This window comes from Acinetobacter sp. WCHAc010052 (assembly GCF_002165295.2).
GTDB classification, from domain to species: Bacteria; Pseudomonadota; Gammaproteobacteria; order Pseudomonadales; family Moraxellaceae; genus Acinetobacter; species Acinetobacter chinensis.
Map to the genome: position 1 here is coordinate 3031768 of NZ_CP032143.1, position 17155 is coordinate 3048922.

A 17155-nucleotide genomic window follows, 5' to 3' on the forward strand; every position below is an offset into this window, starting at 1 on the left:
CAGGCTTAAATACATTAACGCACATCGGACAGATATACATAAAAAAAGATGAAAGCAGAGCTTTCATCTTTGACAGTATTTTTCAGCATTAAGCCGTAATCAGATTCCGCAGTACATAATGCAGAATCCCGCCGGCTTTGAAATATTCCACTTCATTCAGGGTATCAATACGGCAAAGAACTTTAAAATGCTCGACCGAACCATCTGCCCGTCTGGCTTCAACACTGAAATGCTGATGCGGATGAATTTCGGAGGAAATTCCCAGAATGGATAATGTTTCCGTTCCAGTCAGATTCAGGCTCTGTCGGGTTTGCCCATCCACAAACTGCAATGGAAAAACCCCCATCCCCACGAGGTTTGAACGGTGAATGCGTTCAAAACTTTCCGCAATCACAGCTTTTACTCCCAGTAGGTTTGTTCCTTTGGCAGCCCAGTCACGGGATGACCCTGTACCATATTCCTTACCTGCAATAATCACCAGTGGCGTTCTATCCTGCTTATACAGCATGGCAGCATCATAAATGGACATCTTCTGCCCATCAGGAATATAAAGCGTATTACCCCCTTCCTCACCACCGAGCATTTCATTTTTAATCCGGATATTGGCAAAAATTCCCCGCATCATGACTTCATGATTACCACGGCGTGAACCGTAGGAGTTAAAGTCTTTCGGTGCAACACCATGATCCTGTAAATACCTGCCCGCTGGACTGTCCTGCTTAATGTTCCCCGCTGGCGATATATGGTCTGTGGTGACTGAATCTCCCAGCACCGCCAGGATACGGGCAAACTCAATATTCTGTACAGGTGCAGCAGGACGGTCTATGCCCTCAAAAAAAGGGGGATGTCGGATATAGGTTGAGTCCTGATCCCAGCTGTAAGTCTGGCTCTGAGGAATCTGTATGGATTTCCAGTTTTCATCCCCCTCAAACACTGCAGCATATTCCTTATGGAACATTTCTGTATTGACCTTTTGCAGTACCTCATCAATTTCAGCCTGAGATGGCCAGATATCTTTCAGATAGACCACCCGCCCGTCAGTACCTTCACCAATAGGCTGCGTGGTCAGATCTGTACGGATATTTCCTGCAAGTCCGTAGGCAATCACCAGTGGTGGCGATGCAAGCCAGTTGGTTTTGACCAATGGATGCACCCGTCCCTCAAAATTACGGTTACCCGAAAGTACCGATGCAACATTCAGGTCATAACAGGTAATCGCTTCCTCAATCGGGGCAGGCAAAGGTCCTGAGTTACCAATACAGGTGGTACAGCCATAACCGACCAGGTTATAACCCAGCTGATCCAGATAACTGGTCAGTCCTGCTGCATTCAGATAATCCGTCACCACTTTTGAACCAGGTGCCAGTGAACTTTTGACCCAGGGTTTACGGTGTAATCCTTTTTCCACCGCTTTTTTTGCCAGCAAGCCCGCTGCCAGCATAACACTTGGATTGGATGTATTGGTACATGATGTAATTGCGGAAATGACCACATCACCATGAACCAGCGGATAACGCTTACCATCAATTACGCAGAAACTGCTGTCCTGCTGATTCGGAAGACTGGCTTTTTTCACATCTACAGCCGTTCCCCCACCTTCATTTTCAAGCCGTGCCTTTTCTTCTCTGGCAGGTTTTAAACTCAGTTCCATCAGCTGGCTAAATGTTGAAGGTACATCAGCAAGCAGCACTTTGTCCTGTGGACGTTTTGGTCCAGCCACACTGGCCTGAACACTGCCCATATCCAGGCTCAGCGTATCGGTAAATACCGGTTCATCACCCTGATGACGCCACAAGCCCTGCTCTTTACAGTAGGCTTCCACCAGTGCAATCCGCTCTGCTTTGCGTCCTGTCAGTCTCATATAGCCAAGCGTGACATCATCCACTGGAAAAAAGCCACAGGTTGCCCCATATTCAGGTGCCATATTGGCAATGGTTGCACGGTCTGCAAGCGGTAAATCTGCCAGCCCATCCCCATAAAATTCTACAAATTTTCCAACCACACCTTTCTGGCGCAGCATCTGGGTAATGGTCAGTACAAGGTCGGTCGCTGTGATCCCTTCATTGAGCTTACCGGTCAGCCTGAAACCAATCACTTCAGGGATGAGCATGGATACGGGTTGTCCCAGCATGGCGGCTTCTGCTTCAATTCCTCCAACGCCCCACCCCAGAACACCCAGCCCGTTAATCATGGTGGTATGCGAGTCTGTTCCCACCAGTGTATCTGGAAATGCAAACTGCTGTCCCTGACTTTCTCCCAGCCATACGGTCTGAGCGAGATATTCGAGATTGACCTGATGACATATCCCCGTTCCAGGCGGAACAACACTGAAATTGTTAAATGCAGACTGTCCCCAGCGTAAAAACTGATAACGCTCCCCATTCCGCTGCATTTCAATATCAACATTTTCAGAAAATGCACGTGAACTGGCAAAGTGGTCAACCATCACAGAGTGGTCAATCACCAGATCCACAGGCGACAGTGGATTGATTTTTTCAGGGTCTGCTCCAGCATTTGCCACTGCTGCGCGCATGGCTGCAAGATCCACTACCGCAGGAACACCGGTAAAGTCCTGCATCAGTACCCGGGCTGGACGGTACTGAATTTCCTGATCAGAACTGCGGGTATTCTGCCATGCCACCACAGACTGTATATCTGAGGTTTTTACGGTCATCTGATCTTCAAAACGGAGTAAGTTTTCCAGTAAAACTTTTAAGGATTTGGGTAGCTTCGAAATATCGCCCAGTGTGTGCTGTGCTTCTTTCAGACTGAAAATCTGATAACTTTCTGCACCGACATTCAGCGTCTTCAAGGCATTAAAACTGTTGATCTCACTGTACTTTGCCATAGGGTTTTCCTCCGGCTGACCGAACCTGTTTTTGGTATTATGATGATTTACAGATTCTAATTTAGGCTAAATTCTGATCTAAAAATGTTATTGATTGGTAAGCTGTCACAGCTTTATTTTTATATTTTAAGATTCAGCACATTATGAGAATTTTCCCATAATTTATACGTAAGCTGTTCACGATCCATCTGAAGACTTTGCGCCAGTCCATCCAGTATAAAGGGTAAGTTGGCAGGTGTATTACGGGTTCGATGTTGATCTGAACGCTGACAGCATAAGGGTGTCATATCTGGACAGTCTGTTTCCAGCACCAGGTGCTCTGCCCCCACCGCCTGTACCACCGTATGCAGTTTTCTGGCATTGGGATTGGTAATCTGTCCCGTTACACCAATTTTAAATCCAGCACGGATAAATGCTTTGGCTTCTTCCACGCCACCACTGAAAGCATGTGCAATCCCACCATTTTTAAAATGATGCTTTTTCAACAATGCAAGTACATCTGCATGGGACTTCCGGATATGCAGTAACACAGGCTTACTGTACTGTTCAGCCATCTCCAGCTGTGCAGAAAAAAAATCTTTCTGCTTTTTCAGTACCACAGGTTCTTTATGTTCTGGCAAAAAAGTATCCAGTCCGATTTCCCCAATGGCAACACAGTCTTCTGCCTGTAATAACTGTTCAAGCCAACTTAAATGTTCAACACTGTGCTGTTCAATATAAAAAGGATGCAGACCAGGTGCCAGTAAACTCTGAGGTGCATCATTCAAGCCATTCAGAAAATGATGCGTATTGAGCATATCCTGAAAACGCTGCTGTAAAAAACCGATCAGAATCAGTTTTTCCACGCCCACCTGTTTTGCTGCATACGCCAGCTGCTCCCGATCTGAATCAAAGTCAGGAACATCAAAATGCGTATGCGTATCAAACAGCTGGATTTTCATTAAGATTGTGCTTTTTCAATCTTCGGCTCAGAAGCCGGCTGCTCACTGGCAGGTAAATATTCTTTTTTCAGAATGCCCTGTAACTGACTGTATGGAATAGTCAGGCGCGGAAGTCCAACCACATAAGGTCCAATTTCATATTCTGCATACTGCAGAATCAGTCCATCCTTACCCAGATAATAGTTTTCAGACAGTTTAAATTTCCATGCCTGCTCATATTCATCCACACTGCCAGCCAGTTTCGAATCCACCACCCAGAGCTTAAATGCTTCATGCGCCAGCTTATCCAGTGCAGGTTGCTTGCCAGCCTGTAATACCTGACCCAGTGGAATCAGTTTTTTCTTTTCCAGATCAAAATTATAATACTGCTGCGCTGAAGAACCATGTGCTCCGCCCAGATAACTGCTGCTGTTCAGCACAACCGTCACCAGTGCACCTTCAGAATTCAGAATTTTAGGCTTAACCATCACACTGATCTGATGGCTTGAACTCAGCTGTTTCAGTTCACTGTCCATACTGAGCAATGCTGCGACAAAAGGTTTTAACTGCTGTTCAAGCTGCTGCTTAGGCAAAGGCATCTTTGCTTCTGCCTGAGATGCAGGCAATGACTCGGATGCAGCTGTGCGCTGTTCTGCTTTGACCGCTTCCTCAGGAGCCACATCCAGAATCTGATTTAACTGTTTCAGAATTTCACGGTCAATCAGTTCATCAATAAAAGGCTGATTCGTGCTTAAGCGTTCAACTGAAACTTCCGGACAGCTGTTACCATCACACTCAGGTAAATTCAGTGCAAGCTTTTCGGTGTCCCCTTTCAGCTTCAGCGCATCGTTTTCAACAACAGCAGCAGAAGCAGCCTGTGGCTGTTCCGGTTCTTTCTGCTTAGGCTGACATGCACTCAGTGCCATTGCAGTTGCAAGTAGACTGACTGTCCATTTTATTCTGTTCTTTAACATTGATCTGACCTGTTATTTTAAAACTGAACACACCTGCTGTGCAGATATGAACTGAAGCTGTTGACTAAAACATATTTTGATAAACATCAGCTTTTAATACTTGTTGAGTTTGTGCTTTCGTTAAGTAAATATCAAGCTGAGTCCCATCTTTTACAATTTCACTGGTCCTGAAATGCAGTCCCAGTCCTTCCTGATCAAAAAACCAGTCTGATTGCCCCCAATACAGTTTGGCAGGTGCTTCTTTTCTGATATCTGCTTTCTGTTCTTTTAACCATTTCTGATATGCCGTCTGAATATAGGTATTCAGTGCTGTCTGCTGTTCAGGTTTAATGCTTTCCAGCAAAGTCACGCTCTTTTTATTTTTCCGGTCTGCAACAAAAAAGTAATAGCGCTCTTTCACTTTAATATCTTCCTGTTGCGTATCCACCCCCAGCTGCAACAACAGATACTGATTACGCTGATAGGCAACCCGTGTATACATATTCAGGGCATAAGGTTTATTTGCAGAAAACTCATTCTGCCAGGTATCTGACTTTTTAACATAGGCATTTACTGCCTGCTGTAACGTCATATTCTGTTTTAAACCAATCTGATTCTGAATGACGGTTGCCTGATTTTTTGCAATCCACTCATTCAGCCAGCTGTCCTGAGTTTTAACCGTCTGAATATCAATATCAATACAGTTCTTACTTTCACAGAATGGCAAGGCAATCTGTGCTGGCTGTTCCTGTATATTCAGATAAGGCAGCACCTCAGCCTTGTCCTGCTGAACTTCATCCTTTGCCGCTGTATTTTTCTGACCATCTTTCCCAGATGAGTCACATCCACTGAGTGAAATCAGACTGATGATCAGAACCGAACAGAAAGGCACATTCCATTTCATGGACAAAACTCTTCATTAAATTACAGCTTCAGGGATTTACATAGTAAAACAGCTTCCACGGGAAGCTGTTTTATCTTTAAGTAACAATTCTTTAATGTTCGCGTGTAGCACGGAACTGAATATCAGGATAACGCTCCTGCATCAGCTGTAGATTGACACGGCTTGGCGCAAGATAAGTCAGATGACCACCGCCATCAATTGACAGCTGGTCATGTGCTTTTTTCTTAAATTCATTGAATTTCTTTTCATCATCACAGGAAACCCAGCGCACGGTATTGATATTTACAGGCTCGTAAACACAGTCCACTTTATATTCTTCTTTCAGACGGTATGCCACCACATCAAACTGAAGCACACCAACTGCACCAACGATCAGGTCATTATTGATCTGTGGCATGAAGACCTGAGTCGCGCCTTCTTCAGAAAGCTCTTTCAGACCTTTCTGCAGCTGCTTGGATTTCAATGGATCTTTCAGACGCACACGGCGGAACATTTCAGGAGCAAAGTGAGGAATCCCTGTAAAATGCAGGTTTTCACCTGAGGTGAATGTATCCCCAATCTGGATTGTGCCGTGGTTATGCAGACCAATAATGTCTCCAGGCCATGCTTCTTCCAGCTGCTCACGCTCACCCGCCAGGAAAGTCAGTGCATCACTGATGCGGACATCTTTTCCTAAGCGGACGTGATTCATTTTCAGTCCTTTTTCATATTTCCCTGAACAGATCCGCATAAATGCGATCCGGTCACGGTGTTTTGGATCCATATTCGCCTGGATTTTAAATACGAAACCTGAGAAACCTTCCTCTGTTGCTTCAACCGCACGCTCATGAGTCGGATGTGCTTTCGGTTGTGGTGCCCACTGAATAAACGTATTCAGAACATGATCCACAGCAAAGTTACCCAGTGCAGTACCAAACAGCACTGGAGTCTGTCTTCCTGCAAGGAACTCTTCTGCATTCAGTGGTTCATTTGCCATCTGTACCAGTTCCAGCGACTCTTCAAATGCGGCAAATGCCAGTTCACCAACCTTGTCACGCAGATCCGCATGATCATAACCATCACGGATTTCAATATCAGTAATGGTTGAACCGAAACCAGCCTTATACACATAGAATTTGTTTTCAAGCAGGTTATACACCCCTGCAAAATCACGCCCTGTTCCCATAGGCCATGTCAGTGGTACACACTGAATTTTCAGAACATTTTCAATTTCATCAAGCAGTTCAAGTGGCTCACGGATTTCACGGTCCATCTTGTTGACAAAAGAAATGATTGGGGTGTCACGCATACGACACACTTCCATCAGTTTGATGGTTCGTTCCTCGACCCCTTTCGCACCATCAATCACCATCAGTGCTGAGTCAACAGCTGTCAGAGTACGGTAGGTGTCTTCCGAGAAATCTTCGTGTCCCGGTGTATCCAGCAGGTTGATCACATGATTTTTATACGGAAACTGCATCACGGATGTGGTAATGGAAATACCCCGCTCCTTTTCCATTTCCATCCAGTCGGAGGTTGCCCCACGGTCTGACTTACGGCTTTTAACCATCCCAGCCACCTGAATTGCCTTACCCCATAGCAGCAGTTTTTCTGTCATGGTGGTTTTACCGGCATCGGGGTGGGAAATAATAGCGAAAGTACGTCGCTGTGCGACCTGTGCCGCCAATTCGTCTTTAAACATATAAAAAATCTGCAATGTATACACAGTTATGTACACATCGGAAAATATGTACTTAAACTGAAAAAAAGGAAATTCAAAATTGGCGCAATTGTAGCAGATTTAGAAAATAATTTTACGATTGTTGAACTGGCTTAATTTGCATGCCATCTGCTCTTTATTCTTATCTATAACCTGCATCCGCACTCCATCTGTCAGAAAAAAAGCGACCTGAAACTGTTCAGACCGCTTTTAATTACTTTTTAAACCCAGGGTTTTACCGTTCAGGTATTTATGTTGTCAGGGTACGGAACTCCATTGCTTCCAGCCGTTCCACTTCCACCGGTATGCCCAGTAAATATCCCTGTAACTGCTGACACCCCAGTCTGGTCAGAATTTCTGCCTGTAATGGACTCTCCACACCCTCAGCAGTCACTGTCAGACCCAGTTTGATTGCCAGCTGAATAATACTTTCAAGAATCAGTTCATCTTTTGAGCCTGTCGCCAGATCCTGAATAAATCCACGGTCGATTTTCAGTTCATCCACAGGCAGATTTTTCAGATACAGAAAGCTCGAGTGCCCTGTTCCAAAATCATCAATCGCAAGTTTGATGCCCATCTTTCTCAGGTGTTCAAAACTGCGGATACTTGAGTCGATATGATGCATCGCCGTTGACTCAGTGATTTCAATCATCAGATGCCCAGGGTTGATTTCATATCGCTCAAACAGCATTTCCAGTGTACTGAACAGATGTTTATGTTCAAACTGAACAGCAGAAAGATTGACCGCAACCGGGAAAAAATCTGAACCGCTTTTTTCCCACTGCTGAATCTGCTTGCACGCCTGTTCAAGTGCCCAGTAACCCATTGGAATAATCAGTCCGGTTTTTTCAGCCCCTTTAATGAACATGCCCGGTGTCAGCAGCCCCAGACCTGGATGCTTCCATCTGATCAGCGATTCCACACCACAGATATCATAAGTACCTGTTTTAAATTTAGGCTGATAAAACATAACAAACTGCTGTTCATCCACAGCTTTATACAGGTCATTGATCAATCGGGTCTGGCTGCGGGCTTCCTGCTGATCATAGGAATAACTGAATACAGAGAACGTATTGCGTCCCTGATATTTGGAGGTCAGCATCGCAGCATCGGCATTGATCAACAGATCCTGTAAGTTATTGCCATGATCAGGATACATGGAGATACCAATGCTCGCTGAAACATTAATATCTTTGCCAGCCACCTGAAAACTTTCCTGAATCAGATCCAGTGTTTTTTCAGCCAGCTGCATTGCATAATCCACCGTTGCATCTTCCACAACCAGTAAAAACTCATCTCCACCGATACGCAGTAGTTTTTCCTTGTCATTCAGTCCACGATGAATACGTGTTGCCAGCTGAATCAGTAACTGATCACCAATATGATGCCCAAACACATCATTCACCGCTTTAAAGCGATCCAGATCTATATACAGAAATGCCACTTTGGTATTTTTCTGACGATGATCGACAAAAAGAAAATGTGAATATTCGGACAGATACATACGGTTGGGTAAACGGGTCAGACTGTCCTGGATCGCCTGATTTGCCAGCTCACGGTTGGCTTTGGAAAGCTGCTTGTTGCGCTCTTCCAGGCGCTGCTCCAGTACAGCCACGCTGAACGCTGCCACCAGAACCAGACTGGTAATGAAAATAATCGTAAACAGGATAATGCCCTGACCTGCCTTAAATGGTTCAACCATCAAACCATTATCAGGATAGAACATGACTGCGGACATGCCTGTGTAGTGCATACCCACGATACTGAGCGCCATCATGGAGGCAATCATGAACTTCAGGGTTTTTAAGCGTTTTACAGAATTTTTATATTTAAAAGTCAGCCAGAAGGTCAGTCCCGAACCACTGATGGCTATCAGAATGGAAAATACAACAATCAATGGATCATGGTAAATTTTATAATCATCCAGGATCAGTCCCATCATGCCGGTATAGTGCATCCCTGAAATACCCAGTCCCATCAGCACTGCACCGAGAATCAATCTTGGCAAAGGCAAAGTCGGTCTTGCTGTCAGCCAGACGGCAAAGGTCGATGCAATAAATGCAATGACATAGGAGACAAAAGTCAGCGGATAATCAAGATGATAGGTGGATGGTAAATGACATGCGAGCATCCCTACAAAATGCATGCTCCAGATGGCAGCACCCAGTAAAGCCCCACACCCGATCAGGATGAGTTTTTCGTATTTTTTCCGGTTTCCCCAAAAAAGCAGCTGTTCCACTGACACCGCCAGATAGCAGGTCAGTATTGCGACAGCGACAGAACCCAGGACAAGGCCTATATCATAATGTACATGAACCATACAAAGCTTCCGTACAGGTTATATTTGTTGTTATTGCCAAACTCAATATGGATTAATCTTAAATCTTTCACATCTATCTTCAACAGGCTGGAACTTCAAACCCACTCAATCTAGAATCCAATACAATTGGAATCAGGTCAAGTATCAAAACTACAATTCATCAATTAAATAGCTGAAATATTTCTCAAAAAAAGCACAATATGTCTTTTTGCTGTAATAATTCAGACCACAAAAAAACAGCCAGGTAAACCTGACTGTCTGGATGTTGCTGTTTATTTTGCAGTGGGTGCCTGTAACTTCGAATAATCAAGCAGTGTATTTGCCGCTTCAACGACAAATGCTTCATCTTCTGGTAAAGGCGGACGCTGTGCTGCTTTCATTTTCGCTCTGCTTTCCGCAAGTGCATCAATCGATGCCTGATAGCTTTCCCAGTTGGCATAAGGTTTTAAACCCGTTGCCTGACGGCGCTGATTTTCAGCAGTCAGGGTTTTCTGCTCCAGGGCTATCAGCTCTGCTTTCCGCTGTTCCAGATCCAGCACTGCCGTCTTTTTATCTTCAGTCGATTTTGCAATCTGTTTACGCTGTTCAAGATATTTAAACTGAGGGTCAACTGCAACACGCTGTTGAGACAACTGGTTCAGCTGTGGCAGATACGGTTTAATAGAGCCCTCACGTTTAAACGGTGCGGTTGGGATAGTGTCCCATTTCAATGCATTTTTGGCTTTACGCTCACCAAATTCTTCATTGTAAATATCCACCAGCTGTACATCAGGAACTACACCTTTGTTCTGCGTACTTCCGCCCGTAATCCGATAGAACTTACGCTGAGTCAAAGTCGCCTGACCATAGGCAAGTGAATCCAGCTGCACCTGAGCTGTCCCTTTACCTGTGGTGGTACTTCCAATCACGATACCACGCTCATAGTCCTGAATCGCAGCAGAATAAATTTCACTGGCAGAGGCTGAAGCCAGATTGATCATGACCGCCAGCGGACCTGCATAAGTCTGCGCTCCACCATCTTCATCTTCAAAAACGCTGACATTGCCATTGCCATCACGGATCTGAACCACAGGACCGGATTTTACAACCTGCCCCAGCATACGTGCCACTTCTTCAAGTGAACCGCCTGGATTATTTCTCAGGTCAATGATAATGCCGTCTACATTTTTAGCTGCAAGACTTTTCAGTGCATTGTTGGTGTCCACAGCAACAGAACGGTATTCAGTTCCTGCACGGCGGGCACGATAGTTCAGATAGAACGACGGAATTTCGATCACACCCAGCGTATGCTTTTTGCCATCACGGGTCAGCTCTACGGTACGTGAACGCACACCGGCATCTTCTTCCTGAATCACATCACGGACAATGGTGACATTGCGTGCCTGATTCATCGCAGCACCCGGCCCAAGCAGACGGACAGTCACTTTGGTTCCTCGTTTACCACGGATCAGACCCACAATTTCATTGCTCGGCCATCCAATCACATCCACCATTTTGTCACCATCCTGCGCGACACCAATGATGCGGTCACCGGACTTCACCTGACCAGTCTTACCAGCAGGTCCACCCTCAACTATGGTTTCGATTTTAGTGTAATCTTCATTGCCACGCTCTGGACGGATGGATACCCCAATCCCCTCAAGCTGCAAGGTGGTCTGACGGTTCAGTTCCATTGCATCCACAGGTGGAAAATAGTTGCTGTGTGGATCATAGGTCAGCATCATCGCGTTCAGTGTTTTGTCGAGCACATCATCACTTTTAATCCGGCTGATGCGCTCAAGCTGACGGGTATAACGTTTGGTCAGTGTCTGAACCGGTGTCAGATCTTCAGGTCCAGCAAGATCCTGTCCATTGGCAAGTTCTGGATTATCTTTCAGTGCTTTCTGCTTAGCCTGCTCTTCCTGCTTACTGATCGTGAGATTGATCAGCTGAGAAATCAGCATTTTACGCCACTGATTCTGCTGTTCAGCAGCTGTTTTAAAGAATGGTGCTTTTTCACGGTCTGTTTCAATCGTGACATTGGGCTGATTCAGATTCTGAGGTTTTTTCAGTTCATCCAGCATGAACTGATAGAACTGAGTCAGTCTTTCACGGTACTGAGCATGAATCGCATAAGGTCCAGACAGATCACCGCCTTTCAGCGCAGCACCAAATGTTGCCCCATATTTTTTCTTATAGCTGTCTACTTCTGGCGCAAGAAAAATCGTGTGTTCCGGATCCAGACTGTCCAGATAAAAATCAAGAATCCGTGCAGAGGTTGCCGCATCCAGTCGCATATTCAGATAGTGCTGACGGTCGACCAGTGTCGCAAGCTGACGTGAAACCAGAGCCTGTTCCTGAGTTGGAACAATCGTTCTTGCTGCGACCACAGTCGTATCATTTGCAGCTATAGCTTCATTAATGACGTGGGAAAAAAAGAAGCCACCAGTCGCGATGGCAACTGCACAAGCTATGGTTTGAAGTTTCATAAATAATCTGTACTTCCCTGGATTTAACCAATATAACGGTGTTGTTTTTCAAACAGAACTGAGCATATTCAAAATCTTAAACAACTTAATATGTTTATGTCGTGTAGTTTTATCATAATCTGTACTGGCAAAATGTAGCAAATCATTGCAGAATTCAGGTATTGTTTCGAGGTTTTCTGCTGTCTGCAAACAACAGCAGAAGTTCCTGATTAAAAAACCAATACGGACATCCCTATGATTGGCGCATTGATGCTGGATATTGCCGGCACAGAACTTACCCAAGAAGATATTGAACTCTTACAGGCTCCGCAAGTCGGTGGCATGATTTTATTTTCCAGAAACATCGAATCTCCTGCACAGGTTCGTGCCCTGACGGATCACATGCGCCGCATCCGCCCTGAAATTCTGATTGCTGTCGACCAGGAAGGTGGTCGTGTCCAGCGTCTGAGACAAGGGTTCACACTGTTACCAGCCATGGGCCGACTGGGAGAACTCTATCAGTCTGAACCAGCAAAAGCCATTGAGCTTTCGGAGCAGTGCGGCTGGTTAATGGCAACAGAAGTCCTGGCGGTCGGTATTGACTTCAGTTTTGCTCCTGTACTGGATCTGAATGATATCAGTGATGTGATCGGTGACCGTGGTTTTGCCCGTAACCCTGCCGATATTGTGACACTTGCAGGTGCATTTCTGAAAGGTCTGAAAAAAGCCGGCATGGCATCAACAGGAAAACACTTCCCTGGTCATGGTTCAGTAAAAGCAGATTCACATGTTGCAGCAGCCATTGACTCACGTAGTTATGACGAAATTTACCAGAAAGATATGCAGACATTTATTCAGCTGATGCCACAGCTTGATGCCCTCATGCCTGCACATGTCATTTATGATCAGATTGACCCAAATCCAGCAGGCTTTTCACCCTACTGGATTCAGAATGTTTTACGCCAGCAACTGAAATTTAATGGCGTTCTGTTCTCAGATGACCTGAGTATGCAGGCGGCCTGTGTTGCAGGAGGTGCTGATGCACGGCTTAAAGCTGCACTCGATGCTGGCTGTGATATGGGGCTGGTGTGTAATGACCGCGCTGCACAGTGTACAGCACTTGAAGGCATCAGCGATATTGCACTGCCTGATCAGCAGCGGCTGGAACGTATGCGTGGCAAAATTCCGGCATCTGTACCAGGTCTGAACATTGAATTGGATGGTGAATGGAAACAGATCAGGGATAATGTTTCAGAATTCAGAAGCATCTCCAGCTGAACCGTAAAAGGAGCACGACAATGTGTTCCTTTTTCTTTATCATCGGAAGGATACGATGATTCAACAGACATAAAACCAGAATAACAAGGTCAGGACGACATGACACAACCACTTTCAGAACACAGACATATTTCATTTACAGCCCACTACACCGGTTATATCTGGTACAAAATGGGCATTTCACATGCGGCTTTTGCCACATCCAAAGGCAAATTTCTGGCGAAACTGGTACATCCACTGGAAAGCTGGGCGGAAAAATTCGTAGGTGGCAGTATGCGCACCACGCTTAAGCTCAGACACACCATGATTGATGAACACCTGACTCAGTTGATCGAACAGCATCCTGATCTGCAGGTTCTTGAAATCGCCTGTGGTCTGTCTCCGCGTGGCTGGAGCTTCCGCCAGAAATTCCCTGCAATCAACTATCGTGAACTTGACCTGCCCGATATGGCACGTATCAAAACAGAAGCCCTGAAAACAATAGATACTGCCAGCCCAGAAGTGATTTCAGTAGATCTGTTCACTGCTGATTTTGAAAATGCATTTAAAGTATTTGACCAGTCACGTCCATTGGTGATTATCAGTGAAGGACTGATCAACTACTTTAGCAAAGACATGCTGCAGCAACTGCTGCAAGCCATGACACAGTATGGAAGTTCATTTCCAGAACTGCACTATCTGACCGATATTTATCCTGAACCTGTTAAAAACAGACTGGCAAATATTATCTGGAGTTGCAGCAAACTGCTGAAATGGATGTCCAGGAGTGCTTTCTCCTTTCATTTTGTTACCCCCGATGAGGTTCAGCACTTCTTCAGCACAGCTGGTTTCAGCAAAACTGAAACGGTACAACCGAGTCATTATTTTTCTGACATGCATGTTGCACAAAGCAATCCAGCTGAAAATGCAATGCAGAATGAACATGCAGGCGATCTGGTCTGGATGATTCATGCATCCGTAAAGCGAAACTGAAAATATTCCATACAAAATACGTGATCCTGTGATTTTCACGGGATCATGGATATCAGATATTTCACTTGTATATTCACATTAATATTCAAATTAAAATCACTGTTTTTTTTAATAATGATAAGTAAATCAAATATACATTTGTCAATTAAAACAACTGTCTGGTTTTAATATAGCCTGTTTATTTCTTTTATGTTTTCATTGCTCTGTCCTCATGATGAGGATGTAAATTCAACAGTAATGGATGTTGTATGAAAACGATATTTAAGAAATCTTTATTAGCACTGACCTGTTCTTCTCTGCTTTTGCTTACCGCATGTGGCGGTGACGGTTCAGACAGCTTTACCGGTGTCAAACCTGATCAGACGTTCATCTCCGAAACTCCATACAAACATGAAAGCATGGCTGAAGCGGATTCAATCAAAGTCATGACTTACAACATGGTTAATGTTCAGGGAAAAACAGCTAAAGCTACAGCCATTGTGATGTTTCCTAAAACACCAATGCCTAAAGATGGATACCGTACAGTCGTATGGGAACATGGCACGCTTGGGGTAGGTGATTTCTGTGCACCAAGCAACAATGTCCTGGGAACAAACTTCAGAGACCCGTTAGCTAAAGGCTTACTCAATGCAGGCTATGTGATTGTGGCACCTGACTATGAAGGTATGGGGACTCCTGGCATTCATCCGTATCTGCACCTGAAAAGTGAAGCGATGTCTGCAATTTCAGCAATGAAAGCAGCAAAGGATCACTACGGTTCCAAGCTGAATGGTGCGTGGATGTCAGTTGGACAGTCTCAGGGTGGTCAGGCTTCCCTGGGAACAGCCCAGTATGCCAAAGCGGATGAATCCTACAAAGGTGCAGTTGCAGGGGCTCCGGCTTCCAGCCTCGATACAATTATTTTTGATATCGCACCCGACCTGCTGATTGATACAGAGAAACAGGAAATTGCCGCTGGTATACCAGCCGACAAACGCCCTTCTGTGTCTGCTTATTCTACATTACTCAGTTATGCCGCAATAGCAGCTGTGGGTATTAAAGCCTCAGACCCTCGTTTTGACTATCGCGAAATTTTTGCAGATCCACGCTCTGGAGATATTGCTGCAACTGCCGAAGGCTCTACAGGTGAAAACGGTCTGTGTCTGGATATCAATGGTGGTCACACTGACAGCATCCGCAATAAATTCAGTCAGGATATCATCAGGTTCCTGTCCGAAGATACATCCAGAAGAATTATGGAATATCCAGGTCTGGATAAAGCTAAATTCAAAGCCAGCAAACAGGTTCAGCAGTTCATTCTGGACAGCCAGCCAGGTACTGAAAAAATTGATAAGCCAATCCTGATTATTCAGGGTACTCTTGATATGAGTGTGCCTTATCCTGTAACGAAAGGGCTGTATGACCGTATGCTTGCCATGAAGTCAAATGTAGCTTTCCTCCCTGTAAAAGATGCATCACATACTCAGGCTATTGTCTGGGCAAATGCCGACCTGATGAAGTTTGTACAGACACATATGCCTGCATCCAACTGATATACATGTCAGTCAATCAAAAATAGATCCATAAAAAAGAGCTTCGGCTCTTTTTTTAGAGCTGCGCTACAACAGCTTGTTATCAGGTCAGATTCATAATCTGTCCATTTTTCAGGGCTGTATTTACAACAGAGCTAAACAAAGAATGAATCTTTCGTATACAATCAGGGGCTTAATAAAGTTTCTGAAATTTAAGTCAGTTCACCTGACAGATTAATCTTCAGTTCGCCTGAACAGAATATACTGACAACAAAGAATGGAATCAGACATGCAATGTCCTAAATGTGGTTCATCCGATATAGAAAAACGCAATCATGAACAGATTCTGCAGAAAGCAGGAGGAGTCCTGCTGACTTCTGCCGGTGCTGCGGCTGGAACTGTCGGTGGTGCTGCATCCGGTGCATCCATTGGAGCTGCTATCGGAACGGTTGCAGGTCCTTTGGGGATTATTGTCGGTGGTACTGTCGGCACTTTTGTGGGTGCTATCAGCATTGGTATTACTGGTGGTTTTATCGGGCACCGCTTTGGTAAAAAAGCAGGTGTTATTGTGGATAAAAACATATTCCTTGAATATCAGTGCAAAAACTGCAACCACCGTTTTCAAAGCAAAACCTGAGCCTTTGCAGCAAAAATCCAGTCTGACTTTTGCTGCAATTCAAACTTTATACTGCCAGCAGTTTTTTGACAGTTTCCCCAAGACGCTTACCCTGCGCAGCACAAAGTATTTTTTCATCCTGGCTTAAGTCCATATCATGACGGGGACCACTGACATGGGATGCACCATAAGGCGTTCCACCTGTCTTCGTATTTGACAGTGCCGGAATGGCATTGGTCAGTCCCATGATCATCATGCCATGATGAAACAAAGGAGGCAGCATCGTCAGCAACGTACTTTCCTGACCGCCATGCATGGAGCCTGAGGATGTAAATACACAGGCTGGTTTATTATGCAGTGCCCCATTCAGCCACAGACTTGTGGTCTGATCCCAGAAATATTTCATTTCAGCAGCCATATTGCCAAAACGGGTAGGCGAACCTAATGCCAGTCCTGCACAGTTCTGTAAATCATCCAGAGTACAGTAAATATCACCTTCGGCAGGAATACTCGGTTCTGCAACAGCAACAGATGTAAATACCGCAGGCACCGTCCGGATTTTCACACTGACACCTGCCGATTCAACACCACTGGCAATTAAATGTGCCATTTCTCTTGTGGAACCATATCTGCTGTAATATAAAACAAGAACATAAGGTTGCATATTTTTAGAATCTGACTGAAAAA

Annotated in this window: 11 protein-coding genes and 1 pseudogene; 4 read left to right on the top strand and 8 right to left on the bottom strand. The window is 45.0% G+C overall.

All coding sequences use genetic code 11. From position 1 onward, the window contains the following. Positions 1 to 88 precede the first annotated feature (88 nt). The 7 genes from acnA to CDG61_RS14850 form a co-directional block, all read right to left on the bottom strand. The gene (acnA, locus tag CDG61_RS14820) at positions 89 to 2848 is read right to left on the bottom strand and encodes an aconitate hydratase AcnA (RefSeq protein ID WP_087550535.1); all 2760 of its coding nucleotides are present in this window, start codon (positions 2846 to 2848) and stop codon (positions 89 to 91) included. A 119-nt stretch (positions 2849 to 2967) separates the two neighbouring features. Then, the gene (locus CDG61_RS14825; protein ID WP_087550534.1) at positions 2968 to 3789 is read right to left on the bottom strand and encodes a TatD family hydrolase; all 822 of its coding nucleotides are present in this window, start codon (positions 3787 to 3789) and stop codon (positions 2968 to 2970) included. Continuing rightward, positions 3789 to 4742: an RsiV family protein gene (locus tag CDG61_RS14830; RefSeq protein WP_087550533.1), complete on the bottom strand. Its 954-nt coding sequence runs from the start codon at positions 4740 to 4742 to the stop codon at positions 3789 to 3791. The genes CDG61_RS14825 and CDG61_RS14830 overlap by 1 nt, the downstream gene beginning before the upstream one ends. 64 nt (positions 4743 to 4806) lie before the next feature. Then, the gene (locus CDG61_RS14835; protein ID WP_087550532.1) at positions 4807 to 5625 is read right to left on the bottom strand and encodes a hypothetical protein; all 819 of its coding nucleotides are present in this window, start codon (positions 5623 to 5625) and stop codon (positions 4807 to 4809) included. A 91-nt stretch (positions 5626 to 5716) separates the two neighbouring features. Continuing rightward, positions 5717 to 7306, bottom strand: a complete 1590-nt coding sequence (locus tag CDG61_RS14840) for a peptide chain release factor 3 (RefSeq protein ID WP_087550531.1) — start codon at positions 7304 to 7306, stop codon at positions 5717 to 5719. Between the two features lie 268 nt (positions 7307 to 7574). After that, entirely contained in the window at positions 7575 to 9644 is a 2070-nt protein-coding gene (locus tag CDG61_RS14845; RefSeq protein ID WP_087513737.1) for an EAL domain-containing protein, read from the bottom strand. Between the two features lie 272 nt (positions 9645 to 9916). Continuing rightward, positions 9917 to 12112, bottom strand: a complete 2196-nt coding sequence (locus CDG61_RS14850; RefSeq protein ID WP_087550530.1) for a carboxy terminal-processing peptidase — start codon at positions 12110 to 12112, stop codon at positions 9917 to 9919. A gap of 234 nt (positions 12113 to 12346) precedes the next feature. On the opposite strand from CDG61_RS14850, the gene nagZ reads away from it, so the two are divergent. From nagZ to CDG61_RS14870, 4 genes and pseudogenes are all read left to right on the top strand, one after another. After that, positions 12347 to 13369, top strand: a complete 1023-nt coding sequence (gene nagZ / locus CDG61_RS14855; RefSeq protein WP_087550529.1) for a beta-N-acetylhexosaminidase — start codon at positions 12347 to 12349, stop codon at positions 13367 to 13369. 99 nt (positions 13370 to 13468) lie between these two features. Then, positions 13469 to 14341 (top strand): class I SAM-dependent methyltransferase, encoded by an 873-nt coding sequence (locus CDG61_RS14860; protein ID WP_087550528.1) that lies wholly within the window; start codon positions 13469 to 13471, stop codon positions 14339 to 14341. Between the two features lie 248 nt (positions 14342 to 14589). After that, positions 14590 to 15907 (top strand): annotated as a pseudogene (locus CDG61_RS14865) (alpha/beta hydrolase). A gap of 222 nt (positions 15908 to 16129) precedes the next feature. Beyond that, on the top strand, positions 16130 to 16489 hold the full coding sequence (locus CDG61_RS14870) for a hypothetical protein (protein WP_087550527.1): 360 nt from the start codon (positions 16130 to 16132) through the stop codon (positions 16487 to 16489). A gap of 46 nt (positions 16490 to 16535) precedes the next feature. Here the strand turns inward: CDG61_RS14870 and wrbA are convergent, their stop codons facing one another. Next, positions 16536 to 17132 carry an NAD(P)H:quinone oxidoreductase gene (wrbA, locus tag CDG61_RS14875; protein ID WP_087550526.1) on the bottom strand — a complete coding sequence of 199 codons (597 nt, stop codon included), beginning with the start codon at positions 17130 to 17132 and terminating at the stop codon, positions 16536 to 16538. Between the last annotated feature and the right edge of the window lie 23 nt (positions 17133 to 17155).

Bases quoted from the DNA above. Each gene is read 5' to 3' on its own strand.
- acnA (WP_087550535.1), bottom strand. From the start codon at position 2,848: ATGGCAAAGTACAGTGAGATCAACAGTTTTAATGCCTTGAAGACGCTG.
- CDG61_RS14825 (WP_087550534.1), bottom strand. From the start codon at position 3,789: ATGAAAATCCAGCTGTTTGATACGCATACGCATTTTGATGTTCCTGAC.
- CDG61_RS14830 (WP_087550533.1), bottom strand. From the start codon at position 4,742: ATGTTAAAGAACAGAATAAAATGGACAGTCAGTCTACTTGCAACTGCA.
- CDG61_RS14835 (WP_087550532.1), bottom strand. From the start codon at position 5,625: ATGAAATGGAATGTGCCTTTCTGTTCGGTTCTGATCATCAGTCTGATT.
- CDG61_RS14840 (WP_087550531.1), bottom strand. From the start codon at position 7,306: ATGTTTAAAGACGAATTGGCGGCACAGGTCGCACAGCGACGTACTTTC.
- CDG61_RS14845 (WP_087513737.1), bottom strand. From the start codon at position 9,644: ATGGTTCATGTACATTATGATATAGGCCTTGTCCTGGGTTCTGTCGCT.
- CDG61_RS14850 (WP_087550530.1), bottom strand. From the start codon at position 12,112: ATGAAACTTCAAACCATAGCTTGTGCAGTTGCCATCGCGACTGGTGGC.
- nagZ (WP_087550529.1), top strand. From the start codon at position 12,347: ATGATTGGCGCATTGATGCTGGATATTGCCGGCACAGAACTTACCCAA.
- CDG61_RS14860 (WP_087550528.1), top strand. From the start codon at position 13,469: ATGACACAACCACTTTCAGAACACAGACATATTTCATTTACAGCCCAC.
- CDG61_RS14870 (WP_087550527.1), top strand. From the start codon at position 16,130: ATGGAATCAGACATGCAATGTCCTAAATGTGGTTCATCCGATATAGAA.
- wrbA (WP_087550526.1), bottom strand. From the start codon at position 17,132: ATGCAACCTTATGTTCTTGTTTTATATTACAGCAGATATGGTTCCACA.